The organism is uncultured Aquincola sp. (assembly GCF_964001545.1).
Classification (GTDB): domain Bacteria; phylum Pseudomonadota; class Gammaproteobacteria; order Burkholderiales; family Burkholderiaceae_C; genus Aquincola.
Genome location: NZ_CAXFDV010000667.1, coordinates 1 through 24,245, shown reverse-complemented (window position 1 = coordinate 24,245; position 24,245 = coordinate 1). Strand labels below are relative to the sequence as shown.

The 24,245-nt window shown below is 70.1% G+C and carries 20 protein-coding genes; 10 read left to right on the top strand and 10 right to left on the bottom strand.

Features of this window, described 5'->3' with window-relative positions; translation table 11 throughout:
* Nucleotides 1–69 precede the first annotated feature (69 nt).
* Nucleotides 70–1,113 carry a rod shape-determining protein gene (locus ABNT58_RS23410; protein ID WP_046112886.1) on the bottom strand — a complete coding sequence of 348 codons (1,044 nt, stop codon included), beginning with the start codon at nt 1,111–1,113 and terminating at the stop codon, nt 70–72.
* 362 nt (nt 1,114–1,475) lie between these two features.
* Here ABNT58_RS23410 and gatC point away from each other — a divergent pair, with 362 nt between their 5' ends.
* Genes gatC through gatB form a run of 3 tightly spaced genes read left to right on the top strand, consistent with a single transcriptional unit; the run spans nt 1,476 to nt 4,749 of the window.
* Nucleotides 1,476–1,775, top strand: coding sequence for an Asp-tRNA(Asn)/Glu-tRNA(Gln) amidotransferase subunit GatC (gene gatC / locus ABNT58_RS23405; RefSeq protein ID WP_348755806.1), 300 nt, complete (start codon nt 1,476–1,478; stop codon nt 1,773–1,775).
* Nucleotides 1,772–3,286, top strand: coding sequence for an Asp-tRNA(Asn)/Glu-tRNA(Gln) amidotransferase subunit GatA (gatA, locus tag ABNT58_RS23400; RefSeq protein WP_348755805.1), 1,515 nt, complete (start codon nt 1,772–1,774; stop codon nt 3,284–3,286). Before gatC ends, gatA begins: the two co-directional genes overlap by 4 nt.
* A gap of 14 nt (nt 3,287–3,300) precedes the next feature.
* Complete coding sequence (gene gatB / locus ABNT58_RS23395; protein ID WP_348755804.1) at nt 3,301–4,749, top strand: Asp-tRNA(Asn)/Glu-tRNA(Gln) amidotransferase subunit GatB; 1,449 nt, start codon at nt 3,301–3,303, stop codon at nt 4,747–4,749.
* Nucleotides 4,750–4,770: 21 nt separating this feature from the next.
* Here the strand turns inward: gatB and ABNT58_RS23390 are convergent, their stop codons facing one another.
* The gene (locus ABNT58_RS23390; protein WP_348755803.1) at nt 4,771–5,424 is read right to left on the bottom strand and encodes a DUF4124 domain-containing protein; all 654 of its coding nucleotides are present in this window, start codon (nt 5,422–5,424) and stop codon (nt 4,771–4,773) included.
* Nucleotides 5,425–5,481: 57 nt separating this feature from the next.
* Nucleotides 5,482–6,159 carry an orotate phosphoribosyltransferase gene (pyrE, locus tag ABNT58_RS23385; RefSeq protein ID WP_348755802.1) on the bottom strand — a complete coding sequence of 226 codons (678 nt, stop codon included), beginning with the start codon at nt 6,157–6,159 and terminating at the stop codon, nt 5,482–5,484.
* A 19-nt stretch (nt 6,160–6,178) separates the two neighbouring features.
* Between pyrE and ABNT58_RS23380 the strand changes: the two genes are divergently transcribed.
* The 7 genes from ABNT58_RS23380 to ABNT58_RS23350 all read left to right on the top strand — a co-directional run bounded on the left by ABNT58_RS23380 (nt 6,179) and on the right by ABNT58_RS23350 (nt 14,447).
* Nucleotides 6,179–6,964, top strand: coding sequence for an exodeoxyribonuclease III (locus ABNT58_RS23380; protein WP_348755801.1), 786 nt, complete (start codon nt 6,179–6,181; stop codon nt 6,962–6,964).
* A gap of 226 nt (nt 6,965–7,190) precedes the next feature.
* Nucleotides 7,191–7,754: a helix-turn-helix transcriptional regulator gene (locus ABNT58_RS23375; protein ID WP_348755800.1), complete on the top strand. Its 564-nt coding sequence runs from the start codon at nt 7,191–7,193 to the stop codon at nt 7,752–7,754.
* 112 nt (nt 7,755–7,866) lie between these two features.
* A complete protein-coding gene (locus ABNT58_RS23370) occupies nt 7,867–8,520 on the top strand; it encodes a Crp/Fnr family transcriptional regulator (RefSeq protein ID WP_348755799.1) in 654 nt (217 codons plus the stop codon).
* The gene (locus tag ABNT58_RS23365) at nt 8,520–10,724 is read left to right on the top strand and encodes an adenylate/guanylate cyclase domain-containing protein (protein WP_348755798.1); all 2,205 of its coding nucleotides are present in this window, start codon (nt 8,520–8,522) and stop codon (nt 10,722–10,724) included. The genes ABNT58_RS23370 and ABNT58_RS23365 overlap by 1 nt, the downstream gene beginning before the upstream one ends.
* Nucleotides 10,725–10,971: 247 nt before the next feature.
* Complete coding sequence (locus ABNT58_RS23360) at nt 10,972–12,963, top strand: FecR domain-containing protein (RefSeq protein WP_348755797.1); 1,992 nt, start codon at nt 10,972–10,974, stop codon at nt 12,961–12,963.
* Nucleotides 12,933–14,252 carry a TonB-dependent receptor gene (locus ABNT58_RS23355; RefSeq protein WP_348755796.1) on the top strand — a complete coding sequence of 440 codons (1,320 nt, stop codon included), beginning with the start codon at nt 12,933–12,935 and terminating at the stop codon, nt 14,250–14,252. The genes ABNT58_RS23360 and ABNT58_RS23355 overlap by 31 nt, the downstream gene beginning before the upstream one ends.
* 57 nt (nt 14,253–14,309) lie before the next feature.
* On the top strand, nt 14,310–14,447 hold the full coding sequence (locus ABNT58_RS23350; RefSeq protein WP_348755795.1) for a hypothetical protein: 138 nt from the start codon (nt 14,310–14,312) through the stop codon (nt 14,445–14,447).
* Between the two features lie 7 nt (nt 14,448–14,454).
* Here the strand turns inward: ABNT58_RS23350 and ABNT58_RS23345 are convergent, their stop codons facing one another.
* The 7 genes from ABNT58_RS23345 to ABNT58_RS23315 all read right to left on the bottom strand — a co-directional run bounded on the left by ABNT58_RS23345 (nt 14,455) and on the right by ABNT58_RS23315 (nt 24,022).
* Nucleotides 14,455–15,384: a M48 family metallopeptidase gene (locus ABNT58_RS23345; RefSeq protein WP_348755794.1), complete on the bottom strand. Its 930-nt coding sequence runs from the start codon at nt 15,382–15,384 to the stop codon at nt 14,455–14,457.
* Between the two features lie 151 nt (nt 15,385–15,535).
* The gene (locus ABNT58_RS23340; RefSeq protein WP_348755793.1) at nt 15,536–17,158 is read right to left on the bottom strand and encodes an MFS transporter; all 1,623 of its coding nucleotides are present in this window, start codon (nt 17,156–17,158) and stop codon (nt 15,536–15,538) included.
* Between the two features lie 48 nt (nt 17,159–17,206).
* Nucleotides 17,207–17,992, bottom strand: a complete 786-nt coding sequence (locus ABNT58_RS23335; protein WP_348755792.1) for an anti-sigma factor — start codon at nt 17,990–17,992, stop codon at nt 17,207–17,209.
* 13 nt (nt 17,993–18,005) lie between these two features.
* Nucleotides 18,006–18,548, bottom strand: coding sequence for a sigma-70 family RNA polymerase sigma factor (locus ABNT58_RS23330; RefSeq protein WP_348755791.1), 543 nt, complete (start codon nt 18,546–18,548; stop codon nt 18,006–18,008).
* 7 nt (nt 18,549–18,555) lie between these two features.
* Complete coding sequence (locus ABNT58_RS23325; protein ID WP_348755790.1) at nt 18,556–20,406, bottom strand: ABC transporter substrate-binding protein; 1,851 nt, start codon at nt 20,404–20,406, stop codon at nt 18,556–18,558.
* Entirely contained in the window at nt 20,406–22,253 is a 1,848-nt protein-coding gene (locus ABNT58_RS23320) for an ABC transporter substrate-binding protein (RefSeq protein WP_348755789.1), read from the bottom strand. Before ABNT58_RS23320 ends, ABNT58_RS23325 begins: the two co-directional genes overlap by 1 nt.
* Nucleotides 22,250–24,022, bottom strand: a complete 1,773-nt coding sequence (locus ABNT58_RS23315; protein WP_348755788.1) for an ABC transporter substrate-binding protein — start codon at nt 24,020–24,022, stop codon at nt 22,250–22,252. The genes ABNT58_RS23320 and ABNT58_RS23315 overlap by 4 nt, the downstream gene beginning before the upstream one ends.
* Between the last annotated feature and the right edge of the window lie 223 nt (nt 24,023–24,245).

Below are 24,245 nucleotides of genomic sequence, written 5' to 3'. Positions count from 1 at the left end.
CGGCGGCTCAGATGACGAAAGGCCGGCCACGTCTTGCACGCGCCGGCCCGCGGTGGAAGAAGACCCGGATTATTCCGAAGTGAAGATGCTGCCCAGGCGCTCCATGCGCTCCAGGGCCATGCCGCAGCCGCGCACCACGCAGGTCAGCGGGTCCTCGGCCACCAGCACCGGCAGGCCGGTTTCTTCGGCCAGCAGGCGGTCCAGGTCGCGCAGCAGCGCGCCGCCGCCGGTCAGCATCATGCCGCGCTCGGCGATGTCGGCGCCCAGCTCGGGCGGGGTTTGTTCCAGCGCGTTCTTGACGCTGGAGACGATGTTGTTCAGCGGGTCGGTCAGCGCTTCGAGGATCTCGTTGCTGCTGATGGTGAAGCTGCGCGGCACGCCTTCGCTGAGGTTGCGGCCCTTGACCTCGATCTCCTTGACCTCGGAGCCGGGGAAGGCGCTGCCGATGTTCTTCTTGATCGCTTCGGCGGTGGGCTCGCCGATCAGCATGCCGTAGTTGCGGCGGATGTAGTTGATGATGGCTTCGTCGAACTTGTCGCCGCCCACCCGCACCGAGCCCTTGTAGACCATGCCGCCCAGCGACACGACGCCGACCTCGGTGGTGCCGCCGCCGATGTCCACCACCATGGAGCCCGAGGCCTCGGACACCGGCAGGCCGGCGCCGATGGCCGCGGCCATGGGTTCTTCGATCAGGTACACCTCGGAGGCCCCGGCGCCCAGCGCGCTTTCGCGGATGGCGCGGCGCTCGACCTGGGTGGAACCGCAGGGCACGCAGATGATGATCCTCGGGCTGGGCTTGAGCACCGAGCGCGGATGCACCATCTTGATGAACTGCTTGAGCATCTGCTCGGTGACGGTGAAGTCGGCGATCACGCCGTCCTTCATCGGGCGGATGGCTTCTATGTTGCCGGGCACCTTGCCCAGCATGGCCTTGGCTTCGGCGCCGACGGCCTGGATGGTCTTCTTGCCGTGGGGGCCGCCTTCATGGCGGATGGCGACCACCGAGGGCTCGTCGAGGACGATGCCCTTGCCGCGCACATAGATCAGCGTGTTGGCGGTGCCCAGGTCGATGGCGAGATCGGTGGAAAAGTAGCGGCGAAACGATTCGAACATGGCGGGGGGAAGGGTGTGCACTCAGCGGTCGCGCGCATCGACCGGACCACCGGGCCCGGGACGCATCGCTGCAGCGGCTGGCGCATCAAGATGGAGTGTTGTTCGTTCGGAGGTCGTGGCGCCGGGCCCGCTCGGGGCAGGGCGGCACGGGAAAGTCTGGCCCCGTCACAAGCGGCCCGGCACCCGGTGCGCCCGGGTACGGCCAGCTGGCGTGCCTGCGCGGGGCAAACACGTCTGACGGGCCGTAGGCCTTGTGGGGAACGGGCGATAATACCCCATCAACCCCCGCCTTCTGGTGGTTTGGCACTGCGTTTCGCAGCCAGCTTTACCCGCCCGGCGACAACCCCGACAAGCCCCGACCGATGGCCCTGACCCCCGAGGACGTGAGCCGGATCGCGCATCTGGCGCGCCTGGAACTCAAGCCCGAAGCCCGTTCCGAGCTGCTGGACCAGCTCAACGGTTTCTTCGGCATCGTCGAACGCATGAGCGCCGTGGACACCAGCGGCATCGAGCCGCTGTACACGCCGCTGTCCGCTGTGCAGGCGGTGCAGCTGCGGCTGCGCGAAGACGCCGTGACCGAAGCCGAGGACCGCGAGGCCAACCAGCGCAGCGCGCCCGCCGTGCAGGACGGCCTCTTCCTCGTGCCCAAGGTGATCGAATGAGCGGCGTTGATCTGCACACCCGTGGCGTGGCCGCGCTGTCGGCCGCACTGGCGGCCGGTGAAGTCTCCAGCGTCGAGCTGACACAGGCCTTCTTGGCCCGCGCGCAGGCCCATGAGAGCCTGGGCAGCTTCCTGCACCTGGACGCCGACAACGCGCTGGCCCAGGCCCGCGCCGCCGACGAGCGCCGCGCCGCCGGCCAGGCCCATGCACTCACCGGCGTGCCCATCGCGCACAAGGACGTGTTCGTCACCGCCGATGCGCCCACCACCGCCGGCTCGAAGATGCTGGCCGGCTACCGCAGCCCGTTCGACGCCACCGTGGTGGCGCGCCTGGGCCGGGGCGCCGATGGCGTCACCGGTGCCGGCATGGTAAGCCTGGGCAAGCTCAACTGCGACGAGTTCGCGATGGGCTCGGCCAACGAGAACTCGGCCTACGGCCCGGCCCGCAACCCCTGGGACACCACGCGCGTGCCCGGCGGGTCGTCGGGTGGCTCGGCCGCCGCGGTGGCCGCGCGCCTGCTGCCGGCCGCCACCGGCACCGACACCGGCGGCTCCATCCGCCAGCCGGCCAGCTTTTCGGGCGTCACCGGCATCAAGCCCACCTACGGCGTGTGCTCGCGCTACGGGATGATCGCCTTCGCCTCCAGCCTGGACCAGGCCGGCCCGCTGGCCCGCAGCGCCGAAGACTGCGCGCTGCTGCTGTCGGCGATGAGCGGCTTCGACCCCCGCGACGCCACCAGCGCCGAGCGCCCGCCGCAGGACTTCCATGCGCAGATGCGGGCGCCGCGCGCCGGTGCCACCGCCGCCCAGCCGCTGAAGGGCCTGCGCGTGGGCCTGCCCCAGGAGTTCTTCCCGCAGGCGCTGGCCGCCGACGTGGAGGGCACCGTGCGCGCCGCGCTGGCCGAGCTGGAAAAGCTGGGCGCCACGCTGGTGGACGTGAGCCTGCCGCGCACCGAGCTGTCCATCCCGGTGTACTACATCATCGCCCCGGCCGAGGCCAGCTCGAACCTGAGCCGCTTCGACGGCGTCAAGTTCGGCCATCGGGCCGACAAGTACGCCGATCTGCTGGACATGTACAAGAAGAGCCGGGCCGAAGGCTTCGGCCCCGAGGTGCAGCGGCGGATCATGATCGGCACCTATGTGCTGAGCCATGGCTACTACGACGCCTACTACCTGCAGGCGCAGAAGCTGCGCCGCATGATCGCCGACGACTTCCAGGCCAGCTTCCGCGACTGCGACGTGATCGCCGGCCCGGTGGCGCCCAGCGTGGCCTGGCACCTGGGCGAGCAGGGCAACGACCCGGTGGCCGCCTACCTGGCCGACATCTTCACGCTGCCCGCCAGCCTGGCCGGCCTGCCCGGCATGAGCGTGCCGGCCGGCACGGGCGCGGGTGGCATGCCGGTGGGCCTGCAGCTCATCGGCAACTACTTCGCCGAAGGCACCTTGCTGCAGGCGGCCCACGCCTTCCAGCAGGCCACCGATTGGCACACCCGCGCGCCGGCGGGCTTCTGAAACCGGGCCACCCCATGTCCACAGCATCCCTGATCCGCGGCTACGAGGTCGTCATCGGCCTGGAGACGCACGCGCAGCTTTCCACCCAGAGCAAGATCTTCAGCGGCGCCAGCACGCAGTTCGGCGCCGCGCCCAACACCCAGGCCTGCGCCGTCGACCTGGCGCTGCCCGGCACGCTGCCGGTGATGAACCGCGGCGCGGTCGAGCGGGCCATCCGCTTCGGCCTGGCCGTGGGCGCCAAGGTGGCGCCGCTGTCCATCTTCGCGCGCAAGAACTACTTCTACCCCGACCTGCCCAAGGGCTACCAGATCAGCCAGTACGAGATACCGGTGGTCCAGGGCGGGCAGATCAGCTTCTTCGTCGGTGAGCAGCGCAAGACGGTGCACCTGACCCGCGCCCACCTGGAAGAAGACGCCGGCAAGTCGCTGCACGAGGACTACCACGGCCAGACCGGCATCGACCTCAACCGCGCGGGCACGCCGCTGCTGGAAATCGTCTCCGAGCCCGAGATGCGCTCGTCGGCTGAGGCTGTGGAGTACGCGCGCACGCTGCACGGCCTGGTCACCTGGCTGGGCATCTGCGACGGCAACATGCAAGAAGGCAGCTTCCGCTGCGACGCCAACGTCTCGGTGCGGCGGCCGGGCCAGCCCTTCGGCACGCGGCGCGAGATCAAGAACCTCAACAGCTTCCGCTTCCTGCAGCAGGCGATCGACTTCGAGGTGCAGTGGCAGATCGACCAGATCGAGGACGGCCTGCCCATCGTGCAGGCGACGGTGCTGTTCAACCCCGACACCGGCGAAACGCGGTCGATGCGCACCAAGGAAGACGCGCACGACTACCGCTACTTCCCCGACCCCGACCTGCCGCCGCTGGTGATCGCGCCCGAGTGGGTGGAACGGGTGAAGGGCGAGATGCCCGAGCTGCCGGCCAAGATGGCCGAGCGCTTCCAGACCGCCGACGGCCTGCCCGCCTACGACGCGACGATGATGACGCAGAGCCTGGCGCTGGCCCGGTTCTACGAGACCGCGCGGGATGCGTGCCAGCAACCGAAGCTGGTGGCCAACTGGCTGATGGGCGAGGTCTCGCGCCGGCTCAATGCCGAAGGCAAGACCATCGACGACTGCCCGGTGCCGGCCGCCACGCTGGCGCGCTTGATCGGCCGCATCACCGATGGCACGGTGTCGAACAGCGGTGCCCGCCAGGTGTTCGAGGCGCTGTGGGCCGGTGAGACCGACGTCGACGCGGTGATCGAGGCCAAGGGCCTGAAGCAGCTGAACGACACCGGCGCGCTGGAAGCCATCGTCGCCGAGGTACTGGCCGCCAACCCCAAGTCGGTGGACGAGTTCCGCGCCGGCAAGGACAAGGCCTTCAACGCGCTGGTCGGCCAGGTGATGAAGGCCAGCAAGGGCAAGGCCAATCCCGCCCAGGCCACCGAGCTGCTGAAGAAGAAGCTCAGTTCCTGACGCCGGCGCCGGGTGTCGCGGTCAGCGGGTGTCGCTGGCCGGCAGCGTGGGCACTCCGCCCAGCGAGCCGGCCGGCGCGCCGGCCCACAGCCGGCGCAGGCGGTTCAGTTCCAGGTCGTAGTTGCGGTTGATGCGGTCCAGCTCGGCGGCCTGCGTCTGGGCGGCGGTTCGCTGGGCTTCTGCCGCGGCCTCGTTGGCGTCCAGCTGCTGCTTCAGCAGCGCAGGCAGCGTGCGGTCGCGGTAGAACTCCGCTTCCGACAGCAGCGGCTTGCGCTCTTCGGCCAGGCGCTTCAGGCGCTGGTCGGTGGCGCGGATGGCCAGGCGCACCGTGTCCAGCGCCGCTTCGCGCGCCTTGCGGTGGGCCGCTTCGTCGGGGTAGCGGTTGAGCAGGTTGCGGTCGCGACGCACCGCGTCGAGCTGCGCGGTACGTTCGGCCTGCGCGCGGCGCTCGGCCGCTTCGCGCAGCGCGCGCTCTTCGGGCGTCAGCGACGGCGGGTGGATGCGTTGCAGCGAGCCATCGCTGTTGAGCACCCGCTGCTCCTGCCCGTTGCAGGCCGGGATCGGGCGGTCGGACGTGAAGCGCCGGCCGTCAGGCGTGGTGCAGGTGTAGATGCCCGCGGACGAAGACGCCGGGCTTTGGGGCTGCGCAGCGGCGGTGGCACAGGTCAGGGTCATCGCCAGGGCGGTACTCAGCCATCGTGCGGTCGCCAGCCGGTGTCTCGTTCGTTGCATTCAAATCCCGTAACGCGCCCGGTAGCCGGCCACGCTGTCTCCGTGTGCCGCCAGGGCGGCGTCGCTGGTCGTCGCCAGATAGTCCAGCAGATCATGCAGTGTCGCAATTGACACCACGCTCAAGTTGAAACGCCTGGTGACGTCCTGTACCGCCGACCACGGCACGTCGGCGCCGTTTTCGGTGGCCTTTTCCTGGCGGTCCAGTGCCAGCGCCACGCCCACCGGCTGGCCGCCGGCGGCTTCGATCATGGTGATGGACTCGCGCACCGAGGTGCCTGCGGAAATGACGTCGTCGATGATGAGAACGCGGCCACGCACCGGCGCGCCGACCAGCGTGCCGCCTTCGCCATGGTCTTTGGCTTCTTTCCGGTTGTAGGCAAAGGGCTTGTTGTGGCCCAGGCGTGCCAGCTCCACGCTCACCGCGGCGGCCAGCGTGATGCCCTTGTAGGCGGGGCCGAACAGCATGTCGAACTGCAGACCCGAGGCCAGCAGCCGGCGTGCATAGAATTCCGCCAGGCGGCCCAGCTTGGCGCCGTCATCGAACAAGCCGGCGTTGAAGAAATAGGGCGACAGCCGCCCCGCTTTGGTCTTGAACTCGCCAAAGCGAAGCACACCGGCCTTCACCGAGAACTCGACGAACTCTTGGGCCAGCGGGTCGGTGTGTTCGTGGGTGCTCATGAAGGAAGGTCCTGAAGGTATGTTTCGGCTCGTCACCCTCAATCTGAACGGCATCCGGTCGGCGGCGACCAAGGGTTTCGAGGCATGGGCCGCAGAAACGGCGGCAGATTGTATGGGGGTGCAGGAAGTCAAGGCCCAGGCGGACACCGTGGGCGGACGCTTCGACACCCTGGACGGCATGGCCGGCCATTTCCACTATGCCGAGAAGAAGGGTTACTCGGGCGTGGGCCTGTACTCGCGCAAGCCGCCCACCGACGTGATCCTGGGTTTCGACCCCGACGAATTCGACGCCGAGGGCCGCTACGTGGAGGCGCGCTACGACGTGGGCGGCCGCAAGCTCAGCCTGATCAGCTGCTACTTTCCCAGCGGCAGCAGCGGCGAGGAACGGCAGGCCGCCAAGTTCCGCTTCCTGGCCAAGATGTACCTGCATCTGGTGCGGCTGAAGTCAGAGCGCGAATTCATCCTGATGGGCGACATCAACATCGCCCACAAGGAAATCGACCTCAAGAACTGGCGCAGCAACCAGAAGAACAGCGGCTTCTTGCCCGAGGAGCGCGCCTGGATGACCCGGCTGCTCGACGAGGCCGGCCTGGTGGACGTGTTTCGCACGCTCAACACCCAGGCCGAGCAATACACCTGGTGGAGCAACCGCGGCCAGGCCTGGGCCAAGAACGTGGGCTGGCGGCTGGACTACCACCTGGCCACGCCCGGCGTGGCTGCGGCCGCCCGACGCGAGCACATTTACCTGGCGCAGCGCTTTTCCGACCATGCGCCGCTGGTGATCGACTACGACTTCAGCCTCTGACCTGCACGGCCCGGGCGCGGCCGAATGGTGAATTTTCACCGGTTGCTGCCCGTGCAATGAAGGAGGCCACCTCGACAGGCCGGCGCTACCCTGGTGCGCTGCGGTTCGGCCCTGTCCTTCGAGGAAGTCGATGTTGCTTGAATTTGCGTTGCCGTCCGTGCGCAGCCACGCCTACAGCGGCCCGGAACGCCGGGGCGATGTCGCGGCGCAAACGCTGCGTGCCGTCATGGACGAGATCGACTACGGCGTGGTGGTGGTCAGCCACCTGGGCCGCGTCATCCACATGAACCATGCCGCGCGCCAGACGCTGGCGGGCGACCATCCGCTGGAAGTGGTGGGCAGCCAGCTGCGCGCCCGCCTGCTGGAAGACGACCTGCCGGTGCGTGAAGCACTGGCCGCCGCGGCGGGCCGCCACCGACGCTGCATGCTGAACCTGGGCCCGGCCCGCGCGCGTGTGAGCGTGGTGGTGGTGCCGTTGCCGCAGTCGGCGCAGGTGCCCGAAGGCGCCACCTTGCTGATGTTCAACAAGCGGCAGGTGTGCGAAGAGCTGTCGGTGGAGGCTTTTGCCCGCGGCCACCGGCTGACGGGCACCGAAACCCAGGTGCTCAAGGCCTTGTGTGCCGGCGCGCGACCGGCGGAGGTGGCGCAGACCCAGGGTGTTCAGCTGTCCACCGTGCGCACGCAGATCGGCAGCATCCGCGCCAAGACCGGCGCCGCCACGCTGCGCGACCTGGTGCAGCAGGTGGCCCGGTTGCCGCCGATGACTACCACGCTGCGCGTGTTGCCGTAAGACCCACGTCAGCATTCCGAAGCGTTGTGGATTCAATATGTAACGGTTTGCTTCCGCTGGCCGCTTGGCGCCGCTAGCATGCAACGACGAGCAGAGAGCTCGTGTGCCCAGCATGTTGAATCACGACCGCGAAGAAGAAACGTCCGCCAATTTCCTGAGTCCCTTGTTGCAACGCCTGGCACAACGCGGTCAAGTCTGTCATTACCGCACGGGTACTTTGCTCATCCAGGAAGGCGAACGCGATGATGCCATCTACATCCTGCTTTCGGGCCGGGTGCGCGCCTATTCCGTGGGCGACAAAGGCCAGGAGATCACCTACGGCGTCTACGGCCCCGGCGAGTACATGGGGGAGTTGAGCCTGGATGGCGGTGCCCGCTCGGCCAGCGTCGTCACCATCGAGCATTGCACTTGCGCGGTGGTCAATCGGCAGGCGGTGCTGGAGCACATTGCGCAACACCCTGAATTTGCATTCGAATTGCTTGCCAAGGTCATCCGGCGTGTGCGCAGTGCCACCAACAATGCGCGCCAGCTGGCATTGAACGATGTCTATGGCCGGCTGCTGCACATGGTCAACACCATTGCAGAGCCTGGCAGCGACGGCACCCGCGTGATCCATGAACGGTGGACGCACAAGGAAATGTCCAGCCGCCTGGGCTGCTCGCGCGCGATGGTCAGCCGCTTGCTGAAGGACCTGGAGACCGGCGGCTACGTGCGGCTGGAAGCCGAGCGCTTCGTGATCTGCAAGCCCCTGCCCGGCCGCTGGTGATGGCGCCGCGCGGCGCCCGCTGGCTGGCCTTGTGCCTGCTGCCCGCGCTGGGCCTGCTGGCCTGGGTGATGGAGCCGGTGCTGCCGGTGGAATCCGGCCCCGGCTTGCAGGCGCTGTTCCAGTGGCGCGGCGTGCGCCCGCCACCGGCCGGCGTGGTGGTGGTGGCCATCGACGAACGGTCGGCCGCCAGCCTGGGCCTGCCCGAGCGGCCCCGCGCCTGGCCGCGCCGCCTGCATGCCGAACTGGTGGACCGCCTGCAGGCAGCGGGCGCGGGTCTGGTGGCCTTCGACCTCACCTTTGAAACGCCCGGGCCCGACGACGCGGTGTTCGCCCGCAGCCTGCGGCAGGCCGGCAATGTGCTGGTCACGTCTTCGCTGCGGCGCGACACCTGGCGGCAGGCACCGGGCGAACTGGTGGTCGAGCAGATGCAACCCGCCGTGCCGGTGATCAACGAGGCGGCGCTCGACCATGCGCCCTTCGTGCTGCCCAAGGACGCGCGCATCGACATGTACTGGGCCTTTCGCCGCGATGCGGGCCACCAGCCCAGCCTGCCGGTGCTGGCCTTTCATCTGCAGCACCAGGAAGCGGTGCAGGCGCTGGCCGACCTGGCCTGCGAGGTGACGACCGACGCCACGGCCTGCCAGGTGGCCAGCGCTGCGCCGCAGCCCCCTTCCGGCACGGTGCGGCAGCTGCGCGAACGCTTCATGGCCGATGCGAGCCTGGCCAGCCGCGTGGCCGAGCGCCTGCACGCATGGGCCGACGTGCAGCTGCCGGTGCCACGCGAGCAGATCGAGGCCTTGCGGGCGCTGCATGCCGGGCCCGACGCCGTGCCGCTCAACTTCTACGGGCCGGCGCGCAGCATCCGCACCGTGTCGTACGTCGACCTGCCGGCGGTGCTGGCCGCCGAGCCGGCGTTGTTCCGCGATGCGATGGTGTTCGTCGGTTTTTCGGCCGAATCTTCGGGTGCGCAGGACCGGCTGCGCGACGACTACCGCACCGTGTTCTCCGACGGCTCGGGCGTGGAGATGAGCGGCGTGGAGATCGCCGCCACCGCCTATGCCAACCTGTCCGACGGCCATCGGCTGCAACCCTTGCCGGCGGTCGGCTGGGCGGCCTGGCTGGTGGCCTGGGGCGCCTGGTTGACGTTGCTGGCGCACCTGCGGCGGCCACGGGCGCAGGCGGTGCTGGCGCTGGCCTCGGCGATGGCGGTGGCCGTTGCCAGTGCCTGGGCCTTTCATGCGGATGTGTGGCTGCCCTGGGTGGTGCCGCTGCTGCTGCAATGGCCGGCGGCGCTGGCCCTGGCGCTGTGGCTGCATGCCCGTCACCAGCATGAGCGCCACCACCGCCTGCGCGCGGCGTTCTCGCGCTTCGTGCCCAGCCAGATGGCCGATCACCTGGCCCAGGTGTCGGGCGACCTCACGCACAGCCACCGGGTGAGCCTGGGCGTGTGCATGGCCACCGACGTGGAACGCTACACCGCGCTGGCCGAGGGGCTGCCGGCCGAGGCGCTGGGCGTGCAGCTCAACGCCTATTACGCGCGCCTGTTCGAGCCCATTGCACAGGCCGGCGGCGCGGTGATCGACATCGTCGGCGACGCGATGATGGCCATCTGGGAAACGCAGCCCGACGACACCGCGCGCCGCAACGCGGCCCTGGAGGCGGCGCTGGCCATCCAGCAGCGCATGGCCCTGCCGGCCGACGCCGGCCAGCCGGCCTGGCCCACCCGCATCGGCCTGCATGTGGGCGAGATGCGACTGGGCGTGGTGGGCGCCAGCGCGCTGTACCAGTTCCGCGCCGTGGGCGATGCGGTCAACACCGCGGCGCGGCTGGAGGGCCTGAACAAGACGCTGGGCACCCGCGTGCTGGCCTCCGCCCCGATGGTGCAGGGCCTGCACGACTGGTGGCTGCGGCCGCTGGGCGCCTTCATGCTGGCGGGCAAGCAGGCGGCGGTGGAAGTGGTGGAGGTGGTGGGGCGCCCCACTGCGCCACAGCAGCCGCCCCCGCCGCTGCTGCTGGACTTTGCGCAGGCCCTGGCGCTTTACCGTGCCGGTGAATTGCACGCAGCCATTGCCGCTTTTGCCAATTTGCATCAATCGCACCCCACCGACGGGCCGACGGCTTATTACCTCCTGCATTGCCGCGCTGCGCTCACGCAGCCTGTGCGCCGGGGCGCTCCGTTACCGATTCAGGTGCAATCAAAGTGATGCGGGCTGCAAAGCAGTGAACAAATACGTTAATCTTCACTGTTGAATATTTACGTCTGGTTGCACCGTGGGAAGTGGTGCCACCGACCTTGACAGCGAACGCACTGCCATGAACAGCCGCCTGGGTGGCACCGCCCCCCACTCCCACGCAGTCAGGTTCGCCAAGCTCCGCATCTGTTTCGCCGCGCTGGCCAGCCTGCCTCTCCTGTGTGCACCCGCCCGCGCCAGCGATGTCTGTGCGAGCCCGATGGCCCGCGTGGCCTCGGTCCAGGGCACGGTGGAAGTACGGCATGCCGAGCAAGCGTGGCAGGCGGCGCGGCTGGAACAGGCCTTGTGCGCCGGCGACGCGGTGCGGGTGGGCGAGCGCAGCCGGGCCGCGCTGCTGATGAACAACCAGACCACACTGCGGCTGGACCAGCACTCCCACCTCACGCTGCGCGCGCCCGATGCGCCGCGCGGCACCGTCATCGAACAGCTGCGCGGCATCGTCAACGTCATCACCCGCACGCCCCAGCCCTTCCGGCTGAGCACGCCCTTCGTCAACGCCAACGTCGAGGGCACCGAATTCCTGGTGCAGGTGGGCGAATCGGCCTCCAGCGTGCTGGTGGTCGAAGGCCGGGTGGTGGCCAGCAACGAGGCCGGGCGGGTGACGCTGCGGGCCGGCGAACAGGCCAGCGGCGATGCCGTCACCCTGCCGCGCAAGACGCTGGTGCTGCGCCCGCGCAATGCGGTGCAGTGGGCCGTGCACTACCCCACCGTGCGGCCGCGCGTGGGCGCCGACCTGCCTGCGGTGCGTGCCGCCGCGGCCCTGGCCGCCCGCGGCCGCATGACCGAAGCGCTGGCCGGGCTGGATGCGCAGCCGGTGGCGCAGCGCGCCGGCGGCTTGCGGCTGCAGCGCGCGGCGCTGCTGCTGGACGTCGGCCGCGCCGACCAGGCCCTGCCCGAGCTGCAGGCCATCGAGGCTGGCGACCCGGCGCATGCCGAATCGCTGGCCCTGCAGGCCATGGTGGCGCTGGTGCACAACCAGCCCGAGGGCGCGCTGGCCCTGTCGCAGCAGGCGGTGGCCGCCGATGCCCGGTCCACCGCGGCGCTGCTGGCGGCTTCCTACGTGCACCAGTCGCGCTTCGAGCTGGACCAGGCCACCACCCAGGCCGCGGCGGCCGCCCGGCTGGAGCCCGACAACGCGCTGGCCTGGGCACGGCTGGCCGAGCTGCACCTGCACGCCGGCCGGCTGGTGGAAGCCACCGCGGCGGCCGGGCAGGCCGTGGCGCAGGGCCCGGCCTTGTCGCGTGCCCAGCTGGTGCACGGCTTCACCCTGCTGGCCCATGGCGACAACGGCGGCGCCCGCCAGGCCTTTGAACAGGCGGTGCAGCTGGACCAGGCCGACCCGCTGCCGCGCATGGGCCTGGGCCTGGTGCAGCTGCGCGAGGGTCGGCGCACCGAAGGCCGCGAGCAGATCGACATCGCGGTGAGCCTGGACCCCGACAACGCCTTGCTGCGCAGCTACCTGGGCCGCGTGTATGCACAGGAACGCCGCGGCCCTGCGGCCGAAACGCAGTTCCGCCTGGCCCGCGAGCGCGACCCGCTCGACCCCACGCCCTGGTTCTACGAAGCGCTGTACAAGCTGGTGAACAACCGGCCGGTGGAGGCGCTGGACGACATGGCGCGCTCGATCGCGCTCAACGACAACCGGGCGGTGGTTCGTTCGCGCCTGCTGCTGGACGACGACCGCGCCGAACGCAGCGTGGCGCTGGCGCGCATCCAGGACGAGCTGGGCTTTGGCCGGCTGGGCATCGCGCAGGCCGCCGAGGCGCTGGCCATCGATCCCGGCACGGCGGCGGCGCACCGGTTCCTGGCCGACGCCTACTCCGGCCTGGACCGGCACGAGGCGGCCGTGAGCAGCGAAAACCTGCAGGCGCTGCTGCTGCAGCCGGTGCGTCCTGCGCACCTGTTGCCACACCGCAGTTCCACCGGCGTCATGGGTCTGGTGGACGAATCGGCGCTGGGCATGCCGGCCGACGAGTCACGCTACTTCGAGCGCCAGGGCGCCAGGGCGCCAGCGGCCGGCTGGGCCTGGCCGCTGGCAGCCGCGGGCTCTGGTCGGCCGAAGCCAGCGGCGCCTATGCCGGCTATCGCCTGGCGCTGGACGCCGGCAGCTTCCGCTACCACACCGAGGGCTTCCGCCCGAACTCGCCCATCAGCCACCAGGTGGACGACGTGCTGCTGCAATGGCAGCTGACGCCTGGCTTGCAGCTGCAGGGCCAGCTGCGCTCGCGTCGCTCGCAGTATGGCGATGTGCGCTCCGCCTTCGGCGTGGAGTCCACGGCGCCGGGTGAGCACAACAGCATCGAGGATCGCAGCGCCCGCTTGGGCCTGGCCTGGCGACCCAGCGGCCAGGAAGTGGTGCTGGTGTCTTATGTGCGGCAGCATGAGGAAGAGTCCGTGCTGCTGCCGGGCCGCACGCGCGTGCTGGCCATCGACGCTGACAGCCCGGGGCATGTGCTGGAAGCGCAGTACCAGCGCGCGGTGGCTGGCGGCCACTGGCTGCTGGGCGTCGCCCGGACCCGCTCGACATCGCAGCTGCGGCTGCGGCGGTACGACCCTGCCCTGCCCGTGCCGTCCGGCCCCTGCAGGACGGAGGCGCCCTGCCTGACCGACGACCGGCAAGCGTTGAACCAGGACCAGGCCTATGCGTACTGGCAGCAGCCGCTGGGCGACACGCTCCAGGGCACGCTGGGCCTGGCCCGCCTGGTCGCCGATGAGCCGACCGGCCTGCGCCATCTGTGGCTGCCCAAGCTGGGCTTGCTGTGGCGGCCGACGCCGGAGGCCACCGTCCGCGCGGCTGCCTTCCGCACCTTGCGGCGCGCGGCCGAGTTCGATCAGTCGATCGAGCCGACGTCGGTGGTGGGTTTCAACCAGATCTATGACGATGGCAACAGCGTGGCCAGCGTGGTTCATGCACTGGGCGCGGACGTCGCCCTGTCGCCGGGCCTGAAGCTCTCCGCCGCCTGGACGGCACGCCGCGTGAGCGTGCCAGGCCCGGTGACCACCAGCGGCCAGGGCACGGTCGACGAGCGCTGGAACGAGCAGCAGACGCGCACCGAACTGTTCTGGACGCCGCACCCGCGCATCGCGGTGCGCGGCGGCCTGGTGCTCGACCGCTTCTGGCGCCACCCCCTCTACCAGATACCCATGCTGCTGAACCTGCGGACCGCGTCGGTGCCGCTGGCGGTTCGCTACTTCCTGAACGACGGCTGGTTCGGTGAGGCCGCCTGGACGACCGTGGCGCAGCGTGTGCGCACGCCGGCCGGCATGAACATGCCCGAGGGCTTCGACCGCTTCCGCCTGGTCGACCTGGTTCTGGGCCGCCATGCCGGCGCTTCGCCCACCACGGTGACGCTCACGGTCAAGAACCTGTTCGGCCAGCGCTTCCGGTTCCAGGACGATTCGTTCCGCTCGGGCGACGTTCGGCTGGCGCGTTACCTGCCGGCCCGCAGCGTGGTGCTGGCGGTGCAGACGGTGTTCTAGGGAGCGGCCGCACCTGCTGCATCTGGTTACATTGAGCCACCCCTCAGGAGTGTCTCGATGAAACTGCTTCGCTTATCGGCCATGTGCGGGAAGCTGGCCTTCGCATTGTTGGTGTGCCTGCCCCTGGCCACGCAGGCCGGCGGCGGCGGCGACGACGGCTGTTACTGGGTCGCCGGCCACCTGATCTGCGATTAGCCGACGCCTAGTTGCCCTTGGCCGCCGCGGGCGGCGGCGGGCCGTATTTGCGCGCAGGCTTGTCCGCGCGCGCATACAGCGGCTGCACCTTGGGCAGCTTGGCCTCGATGTCGCGGATGCGGGTCTGGCCGGCCGGGTGGGTGCTCAGGAACTGCGGCGGCGCGCCCTTGCTGGCCTGCAGCATCTTCTGCCACAGGCTGATGCCGGCGCGCGGGTCGTAGCCGGCGCGGGCCGCCAGGTCCATGCCCACGATGTCGGCTTCCGATTCATCGTCGCGGCTGAACTTCAGTGTCAGCAGCTGGCCGCCCATGTTCAGCAGCTGGTCGCCGGCGCTGCCCAGGCCCAGCACGCTGGACAGCAGGCTGGCGCCCACGCGGGTGGCGGCGGTCTTGCCCATGCGCTCGCGCGCATGCTCACGCAGCGCGTGGGCCATCTCGTGGCCCATGATGGTGGCCACCTCGTCGTCGCTCAGCTGCAGCTGCTGCAGGATGCCGTAGTAGAAGGCGATCTTGCCGCCCGGCATGCAAAAGGCATTGAGCTGCTGGCTGCCGATCAGGTTGACCTCCCACTTCCACTGGCCGGCGCGGCGGTTCCAGTCGTCGGCAAACGGAATCAGCCGCTGGGCGATGGCGCGCAGCCGCAGCACCTGGCCGTTGTCGTCGGGCGCCAGTGCACGCTGCTGGGCGGCCTCGCGCTTCATCTGCGTGTACTGCTGCTGGGCCGCGGCCTCCACCTCCTCGGCCGACACCAGCTTGGCGAACTGGCTTTCGCTGCCTACGTCGCCGCGCACGCCTTCGCTGTCTCGCTGGGCCCAGGCGGGTGCCATGGCACCGGCCACCAGGGCACCTGTGAACAGGCGCCGGCCGTGCAGCGCACAGCGGCAGCCGGCGCCGTGCGGCACGGCGATGTCGGCGTCGGTACGGAAGAGCTTGGTCATGGCAGTGGCGTCATACAACGGTTGAACCAGGTCAAAGATGGGGGCGTGCCGGCGGTTTGGCAATCGCCTTGCCTCCAGTTGCGCCGGGCCGCCCCAAGGAACTGGGCTCCCCCTCGGGGGGACGCGAGCGCAGCGAGCTTGGGGGCGGTCCTCAGTCGTCAGCGGCCACCGGCCCTGGTGGCACCTCCAGTGCGCGGATGCTGCCACGCAGCGTCCACAGCATCCCCAACGCGGGCAGCGCCGCCAGCGTGGACACGAGGAAGAAGGTGGGCCAGCCGATGCTTTCGGCCAGCACGCCGGCCAGCGGCCCCACCCACACCCGGCCGACCGACGCAAAGGCCGACAGCAGCGCAAACTGCGTGGCGGTGAAGCGCTGGTTGCACAGGCTCATCAAGAAGGCGACGAAGGCCGCCGTGCCCATGCCGCCCGACAGGTTCTCGAAGGCGATCACCATCAGCAGCCCGCCGTCCACCGGCGTGGCCTGCGCCAGGTGCACGAAGCCCCAGTCGAAGGCCGGGATGGTCAGGCCCGGCAGCACGCCCGCGCCATTGACCGCCAGCCACCAGAAGCCCAGGTTGCTGACCATCTGCAGCACGCCGAACAGCAGCAGCGAGCGCCACAGGCCCAGCTTGAGCATCAAGGCGCCGCCCAGCAGCGCGCCGCCGATGGTGAGCCACAGGCCGATGACCTTGTTGACCACGCCCACCTCGGCCGGGCTGTAGGCCATGGCCTTGAGCAGGAAGGGCGTCATCAGCGAGCCGGCGAAGGCGTCGCCCAGCTTGTACAGCACGATGAAGGCCAGGAAGGCGCCCGCGCCGGCCTGCGAGAAGTAGCTCTGCAGACCCGACAGCAGGGTTTCGAAGCGCGCGCGCCGCGCCGCCCAGGCCGCCAGCGGCAGCGTGACGCCGATGCCGATGAGCAGCCCCAGCAGCTCGGCCCACTTGCCCTGCAGCGCAGGCGACAGGCTGCTGCCCTGCAGCGCCGTGCCCAGCAGCCAGCGGGCCAACGGATTGGCCAGCCGGTCGGTGAACAGCACGCCCACCGCCACCGCCAGCACCACCGCGCCGAAGCCGACCAGGTCGTGCCGCGCGACGGTGCGCGGCACCGGCGCATGCTGCAGCCGCGGCAGCAGCAGGGCCGAGCAGCCGGCGGCGATCAGCATCAGCACCGCCATCAACTGGTACACCTGTGGCCAGGTCCAGCCGAAGGCCGTGCCGGCATTGCTGGGGTCGGTCCAGATCAGCGCCACGCCGCCGGAGACGATCATCGCCAGCCGGTAGCCCAGCACGTTCAGTGATGAGCCCAGGCCGCGCTCGGCCGGTGGCAGCAGGTCGGTGCGGTAGGCGTCGATCACCACGTCCTGCGAGGCGGAGACGAAGGTGGTGAGCACCGCCAGCAGCGCAAAGGTGCGCAGCGCCGCCGACGGCGAGGTGCCGGCCAGCGCATACAGCACGCCGGCCAGCGCCAGCTGGGTGAGCACCAGCCAGCCGCGGCGCCGGCCGAGCAGCGGCAGCTCGAAGCGGTCCATCAGCGGCGCCCACAGGAACTTGAAGGTGTAGGGCAGGCCCACCAGGCTCAGAAAGCCGATGGTGGCCACGTCCAGCCCTTCCAGGCTGAGCCAGGCCTGCATGGCCTGGCCGGTGAGCGCCAGCGGCAGGCCGGAGGCAAAGCCCAGCACCACCACCGCCAGCAGGCGGTGCCAGGCCGCGGCACGCTGGGCGGCCGTGCGCGGAACGGGTCGGGGCGCACGGGCGGCGGAGGCGTGATCGGGCATGCGGGGATTCTAGGCAGCGGCCCCGGGGCCCCGCGGCCACCGGCCGGCTTACTGCGGCTGCTGCTGGTAGATGGCCTCGGCCAGCGCCAGCAGGCGCTCGCGCGGCAGGCTGCCGGCCAGCGCGTAGCCGCAGCCGCCTTCCACCCAGTAAAACAGGCCCAGCTCGCCCTGCTGCTCATAGCGGAAGGAGGCGGGTACCTGCGGATCGGGCTTGCGCAGGTACACCGTCACCCGCTGGCCGCTGGCGTCTTCGTACATCAGCTGCGCGCCGGGGCCGTCGGTGTCGGGCAGCAGGCGGCCACCCACCAGCGCAAAGCCCTGCTGGCGCAGGTCGAACAGCTTGACCGGCAGCTGCGTGCGGCGGGTCAGCCAGCGGGCCAGGTGGTCTTCCTGGGCGCGCACTTCCACCGGGTGGCGCTGCTCGGGCACGTACAGGCTGTGCGCCAGCGCGGCGCGCTGCACCCAGGCCGGCTCGAGGGTCACCGCCGCCACGCCGCCCGCGGCGGCGGCATCATGCTGCTGCCACCAGACGGCGCTGCCGCCGGCCAGCGCACCGGTGACCAGCAGGCCGGCCACCATGGCGGCCCGCGCCCAGGCCGCGCGGCTGGCGCCGCGCCAGGCCTGGCGTTGCAGCGCCGGCGGCACCGGCTCCTGCACCACCGGGCCCCACAGTGCGCGCAGCGCATCGCGGTCGGCGGCCCAGGCCTGCACCCGCTGTGCATCGGCCGGGTGGGCTTCCAGCCAGGCGCTGATGCGGTCGTGCTCGGCCGGCGGCAGTTCGCCGTCCAGCCAGGCGCCCAGCTGGGTGTCGTCGGGGGGCAGGGGGGCGTTCATGGGGGCCATCAGATCAGACCACGCGGCGCAAGGTGGGCGGCAGGTGGCCGGCGGCGGATGATCCACCTTCCAGCGACGCGCGCAGCGCCGCGCGGGCCCGCGACAGCCGCGACATCACGGTGCCGATCGGGATGTTCAGCAGTTCGGCCGCCTCGGCATAGCTCAGCTGCTCCACGCCCACCAGCAGCAGCACCTCGCGCTGGTCGGGCTGCAGCCGGCGCAGCGCCGCCTGCAGGTCGATGCGCAGGCCGGGGTCGTGGGGCGGTGCCGCGGCCTGGTGGGCATCCATCTCGGCGGCCAGATCGGCAGGGTCCATGGCGGTGGTGCGGGCGTCGCGGCGCCGAAAGTCCAGGTGGGCGTTGTGCAGGATGGACAGCGCCCACAGCACCAGGTCGCGCCGCTGGTCGAACTGGTGCCAATGGGCCAGCGCGCGCTCCAGCGCCGTCTGCACCAGGTCGTCGGCCAAGTGCACCTCCATCACCAGCGAGCGGGCATAACGCCGCAGGCGCGGAATGGCGCCCAGCAGTTGCTGGCGGAAGGCGGCGGGAGCGTGCACCTGCTGCTTACGGCTGGTGGGCGGGGTTTATTCCCGCGGCCTGTCGGGCGTTTGCATCCAGGTCCACCCGGTGCCACCAGTCGTTCCAGAACAGCGGCCGGCGGTAGCCGATGACCCACGGGTGCAGCAGGTCGACGCTGATGCGGTGCACCGAGGCCTTGTAGGGCATGTAGGCCACCGACAGCAGCCGCGCCTGCTGGAACAGCGCCTCCCGCTCGGGCCCGTCGGGCAGGGCCGAGAGCCGGTCGTACACCGCATCGAAGGCCGGCAGCTGGAAGCGCGCCAGGTTCTGGCCGCCGGCCTGCGGGCCGTTCAGCCGCTGCAGCACGTCCTGCCCGTCGGGCGAGCTGGCGCTGTTGCCCACCATCCACAGCATCAGCTTGCCGGCGCGGGCCTGCTTGAGCTGCTCCGCGAACTGGCCGGTGAGAAAGCGCACCCGCAGGCCCACGGCCTGCATGTCGCGCTGGAACTGCTCGTCGAACTGGCGGTAGATCTGGTCGGGCTGGGTGGACATCTCCAGCACCAGCGGCTGGCCGTCGGGCTGCTCGCGAAAGCCGTCGCCGTCGCGATCACGGTAGCCGTACACCTCCAGCAGCGCGCGGGCGCGGGCCGGGTCGTGGTCGCCGTTTTCGCTCTTGAAGTGCGGGTCGTAGCCGCTGGCATGCGGCAGCATCACCGATTGCGCCGGCACCGCCAGGCCGCGGCGGATCTGCCGCGCCTCGCGCTCGGTGTCCATGGCCAGGCCGATGGCGCGGCGCAGCGCCACCTTCTCGGGCGCCAGCCCGCCCACCAGCGGGTGCGCCATGTTGAACAGGGTCAGGATGACGTCGGGGTTCACCTGCCGGTGCATCACGATGCCGCGTTTGGCCAGGTGCGGCGCCAGCTGGCCATTGGGCACGGCGGTGGGCGCAAAGCTGCCGGGCAGCGAGCCATAGACGCCGGCCAGTGCGTCCAGCTGGCCGTTGAGAAAGCTCAGCCAGCGCGGCTGCTCCTCGTCGATCATGCTCACCTGCACCTCGTCCACCATCGGCAGCTGGCGGCCCTTGAGCTGCGCCAGCACCGCCTGGCCTGCCGCGTCGTCGGGGGCGGGTTGGGCGTCGTAGCGCACGTCGCGGTAACCCGGGTTGCGCGCCAGCACCACCAGCGAGCTGCGCCGCCACTGCTTGAGCATGAAGGGCCCGGTGCCCACCGGGTGTTCGGTGATGGCGTTGCCGTAGCGCTCCACCACCTCGCGCGCCACCGCGCCGAACACGTCGCTGGCCGCCAGCACATAGGCAAAGCGCGGCCGCGGCTCGCGCAGCTGGAACTGCAGCGTGTAGCGGTCCAGCGCGCGCACGCCGGCAATCTCGCGGTCGTAGTCGAAGGGCTGCTGGCGCTTGAGCGCCCGCTCGCGCAGCTCGGCCAGACCCAGCAGCTGGTAGGTCTCCAGGTAAGACCAGATCGGGCTGGCCGTGGTGGGGTCGGCAAAGCGCTTGAAGCTGTAGACGTAGTCCTGCGCCACCAGCTCGCGCGGCTGCTGGCCGAAGGCCGCATCGGGCGCGAAGTGGATGCCGGGCCGGATCTTCAGCGTCCAGGTGCGGTAGTCGGCGCTGTGCTCGGGCATCGCCTGCGCGGTGCGCGGGCGCAGCAGCGGCGGGCGCGCCAGCGCGTCGTACTCCAGCGGCGCCTCGAAGATGTGGGCGGTGAGCGTGCGCGAGTAGGTGTCGCTGATGCGCGCCGGATCGAAGCCGGTCTCGGCCGAGTTGAAGGCCACGCGCAACACCTTGGCCGGTGGCACGGCGTTGCTGGCCGGCGCCTGCGCGGGCAGCGTGGCCATGACCAGCGCCGCCACCGCCAGCGCATGACGAAGCGCCCGCATCACGGCTTCATCCGCTGGCGTTGCAGGTCGGTGTCGATGTCCAGGTACTGCCAGAAGTCGTTCCAGAACAGCGGTCGGCGGTAGCCGATGAGCCAGGGCTGGGCCACGTCGGTGGCGATGCGGTGGGCCCGGGCCTTGTAGGGCATGTAGGCCACCGCCAGCTTGCGGGCCTGGTCGAACAAGGCCTGCCGCTCGGGGCCGTCGGGCAGCTGGTTCATCTGGTCGTACAGCGCGTCCATCGCCGGCAGCTTGAAGCGGGCGATGTTCTGGCCACCCGACTGCGGCCCGTGGTAGCGCTGGTAGATGCCCAGGCTGTCGGGCGCCGCGGCCAAGCTGCCAACGCCCCACATCATCAGCTTGCCGGCACGTGCGGCCTTCAGGTTCTCGGGCCACTTGGCGGGCTTGAAGTCGATGCGCAGGCCCACCGCGGTCATGTGGCGCTTCCAGAGGTCGTCGAGCTGTCGGCTGCGCTGCTCGGGCTGGGTGGCCATCTGCAGCACCAGCGGCCGGCCGTCGGGCAGGTCGCGCCAGCCGTCGCCGTTCTGGTCGACATAGCCGTACAGGTCCAGCAGCGCCTTGGCCCGCGCCGGGTCGTGGTCGGCGTTTTCGCTCTTGAAGGTGGGGTCGTAGGCATGGGTGTTGGGCGGCACCGGGCTTTGCGCCGCCATCGCCTGGCCGCCGAGCACCAGGCGGATTTCGGCGTCCACGTCCACCGCCAGCGAGATGGCGCGCCGCAGCGCCACCTTGTCGGGCGTATAGCCGCCGACAATGGGGTCGTCCATGTTGAAGAGCGTCAGGCTCACGTCGGACCGCCGGCTGCGCAGCGCCTGCAGCCCTTGCTCGGCCAGGTAGGGCGCCAGCTTGCCGCCAGGCATCGCCTGGTTCACGAACTCGGGCGGCAGCAGCTCGATCAGGTCGGCCCGCTGCTGCAGAAAGCTCAGCCAGCGCGGCTGGTTCTCTTCGACGATGGAGATCTCCACCCGGTCCAGCATCGGCAGGCGGCGGCCCTTGAAGCGCGCCAACAGCGCCTGGCCTTCGGCATCGTCGGCGGCCGGCTCGGCGTCGTAGCGCACTTCGCGGTAGGCGGGGTTGCGTTCCAGCACGATCAAGGAGCTGCGCCGCCATTGCTTGAGCACGAAGGGCCCGGTGCCCACCGGGTGCGCCGGGATGTCGGCGCCGTACTTCTCCACCACCTCGCGCGCGACGGCGCCGATCAGGTCGCCCAGCGTGAGCGCGCTGGTGACGAAGCGCGGCGACGGCTTGTCCATCCGGAAGCGCAGCGTGTAGCGGTCCAGCGCCTGGATGCCTTCGATCGGCTTGTCGTAGTCGAAGGGTTGCTTGTGCTTCAGCGCCTGCTCGCGCAGCGCCTCCAGCCCGATGAAGCCGAACTGCGCCATCCAGCTCCAGGCCGGGCTCTTGGTGGCGGGGTCGGCAAAGCGCTTGAAGCTGTAGACGTAGTCGGCCGCCACCAGCTCACGCCGCCGGCCGCCGAACGCCGGGTCGTCGGTGAAGTAGATGCCGGGCTGGAGCTTGACGGTCCAGGTGCGGTAGTCGTCGCTGTGCTCGGGCATGCCCACGGCGGTGAGCGGTCGCACCTGGGCGGGCCGTGCCAGCGGGTCGTACCGGTAGGGCGACTCGAAGATGTGCGGCGTGATGGTGCGCGAGTACAGGTCGTTGATCTGCGCGGGGTCGAACCCGGTTTCGGCCACCGGGAAGGCGTAGCGCAGCACCTTCTGCGGCGCCGCGGCAGCTGCGGGGGGCTGCTGGGCGCCGACCATCATGCTGCAGGCCAGCAGCAGCGTGGCGACCAGCGCCGACCCGCCCCGCCGCGCGGCAGGCAGCCTCATCGCGCCGCCTCCTGCTGCATGGGATCGATGTCCACGTACTTCCAGAAGTCGCGCACGAAGATGTTGCGGTGGTAGCCGATCAGCCATGGTTGTGCCAGGTCGGTGAAGATGCGGTGCAGGTGCACCTTGTACGGCATGTACACCACCATCAGGTCGCGCGCGCGGGCCATCTCGGCGGCGCGCTCGGGGCCATCGGGCAGCGTGCCCTGGTGTTCGTACAGGCGGTTGAAGGCCGGCAGGTCGAAGCGTGCCAGGTTGGCCGAGCCCTTGTTGCCCACGTAGCCCAGCGCCAGGAAGGTGTCGCCGTCGGGGCGGGTGGCGCTCCAGCCCACGCCCCACATCATCAGCTGGCCGGCGCGGGCGGCCTTCAGGTTCTCGGGCCACTTGGCAGTCTTGAAGCGCATGCGGATGCCCACCGCCCGCATGTTCTTCTCCCACAGCTCGATGAGCTTGCGGCTTTGCTGGTCGGGCTGGGTGGCGTAGTCGATCACCAGCGGCTGGCCGTCGGGCTGCTCGCGCCAGCCGTCGCCGTCCACGTCGCGCCAGCCGTACAGGTCGAGCAGGGCCCGGGCCCGCGCCGGGTCGTGGTCGCCCATCTCGCTCTTGTAGGCCGGGTCGTAGCCCCAGGTCATCGGCGCGATGGGGGATTGCGCCGGCACCGCCTGGCCGCCGCGCACCAGGCGGATTTCTTCTTCCACGTTGAGCGCCAGCGAGATGGCGCGGCGCAGCGCCACTTGTCTAGGCAGGTAGCCGCCGATGACCGGATGCTCCATGTTGAAGTACGACAGCGACGCATCGGCCCGCGGGTAGCGCACCATGGCCATGCCGCGGCGGGCCAGGTGCGGCGCCAGCTGGTTGTGCGGCATGGCCAGGTCGGCGTACTCGGGCGGCAGTTCTTCCAGCAGGTCGAAGCTGCCGGCCAGGTAGCTCAGCCAGCGCGGCTGGTTCTCCTCGACGATGGCAATTTCCACCCGGTCGATCATCGGCAGCCGCCGGCCCTTGAGCTGCTGCGCGATGGCGGTCAGGCGCGTGTTGCCGGCCGGCGGGTGCTCGTCGTATAGCACCTCACGCCAGCCGGGGTTGCGTTCCAGCACGATGCGGTTGCTGCGCTGCCAGCTCACCAGCCTGAACGGCCCGGTGCCCACCGGGTGGGCCATGATCTCGTCGCCATAAGCCTGCACCACCTCGCGCGCCACCGCGCCGCTGAGCGAGGCATCGGCCAGCTCGTACAAAAAGCGCGGTGAGGGCTCAGCCAGCTGGATGCGCAAGGTGTAGCGGTCGAGTGCCTTCAGGCCGGCCACTTCGCGGTCGTAGTCGAAGGGCTGCTTGCGGTCCATGGCCTGCTGGCGCAGCTCCGACAAGCCCAGGATCTTGGCGTTCTCCAGCAGGTACAGCTGCGGGCTCTTCCAGCGCGGGTCGTAGTGGCGCTTGAGCGCATACACATAGTCCTGTGCCGTCAGCTCACGGCGCTGGCCACCAAAGGCCTTGTCGTCGGCGAAGTACTGGCCCGGCCGCAGCTGCAGGGTGAAGGTGGTGTGGTCCTCGCTCACCTGCGGCATCGCCACCAAGGTGTTGGGCCGCAGCCGCGCCGGCTCGGCCATGAACTCGAACTCCAGCGGCGCCTCGAAGATGTTGCTGATGACGATGCGCGAGTACAGGTCGATCACCTGCGCCGGATCGAACCCGGTTTCAGCGATGCGGAAGGCGTAGCGCAGCACCTTCTGCGCTTGCGCGCCGGCAGCGGGCTGGGCCTGGGCAGTGACCGACATCAGGGCACTGGCCAGCAACAACAGGGCCCGGCGGCGAATGCCTGGCCAGGCGGGGGTGGACGGAGGGGCGGCCTTCACGCCCCGCAGTCTATCGAGCGGGCCGTGCAGGCGTCGTGTGACGCCTGAATGACGATCTTGTATCGCGATTGTTAAATGGTTGACTGGATCAACCACCTATACCACGGCGATTATTGCGATGCCGCAAATGGTGCGTTGCCTGCAC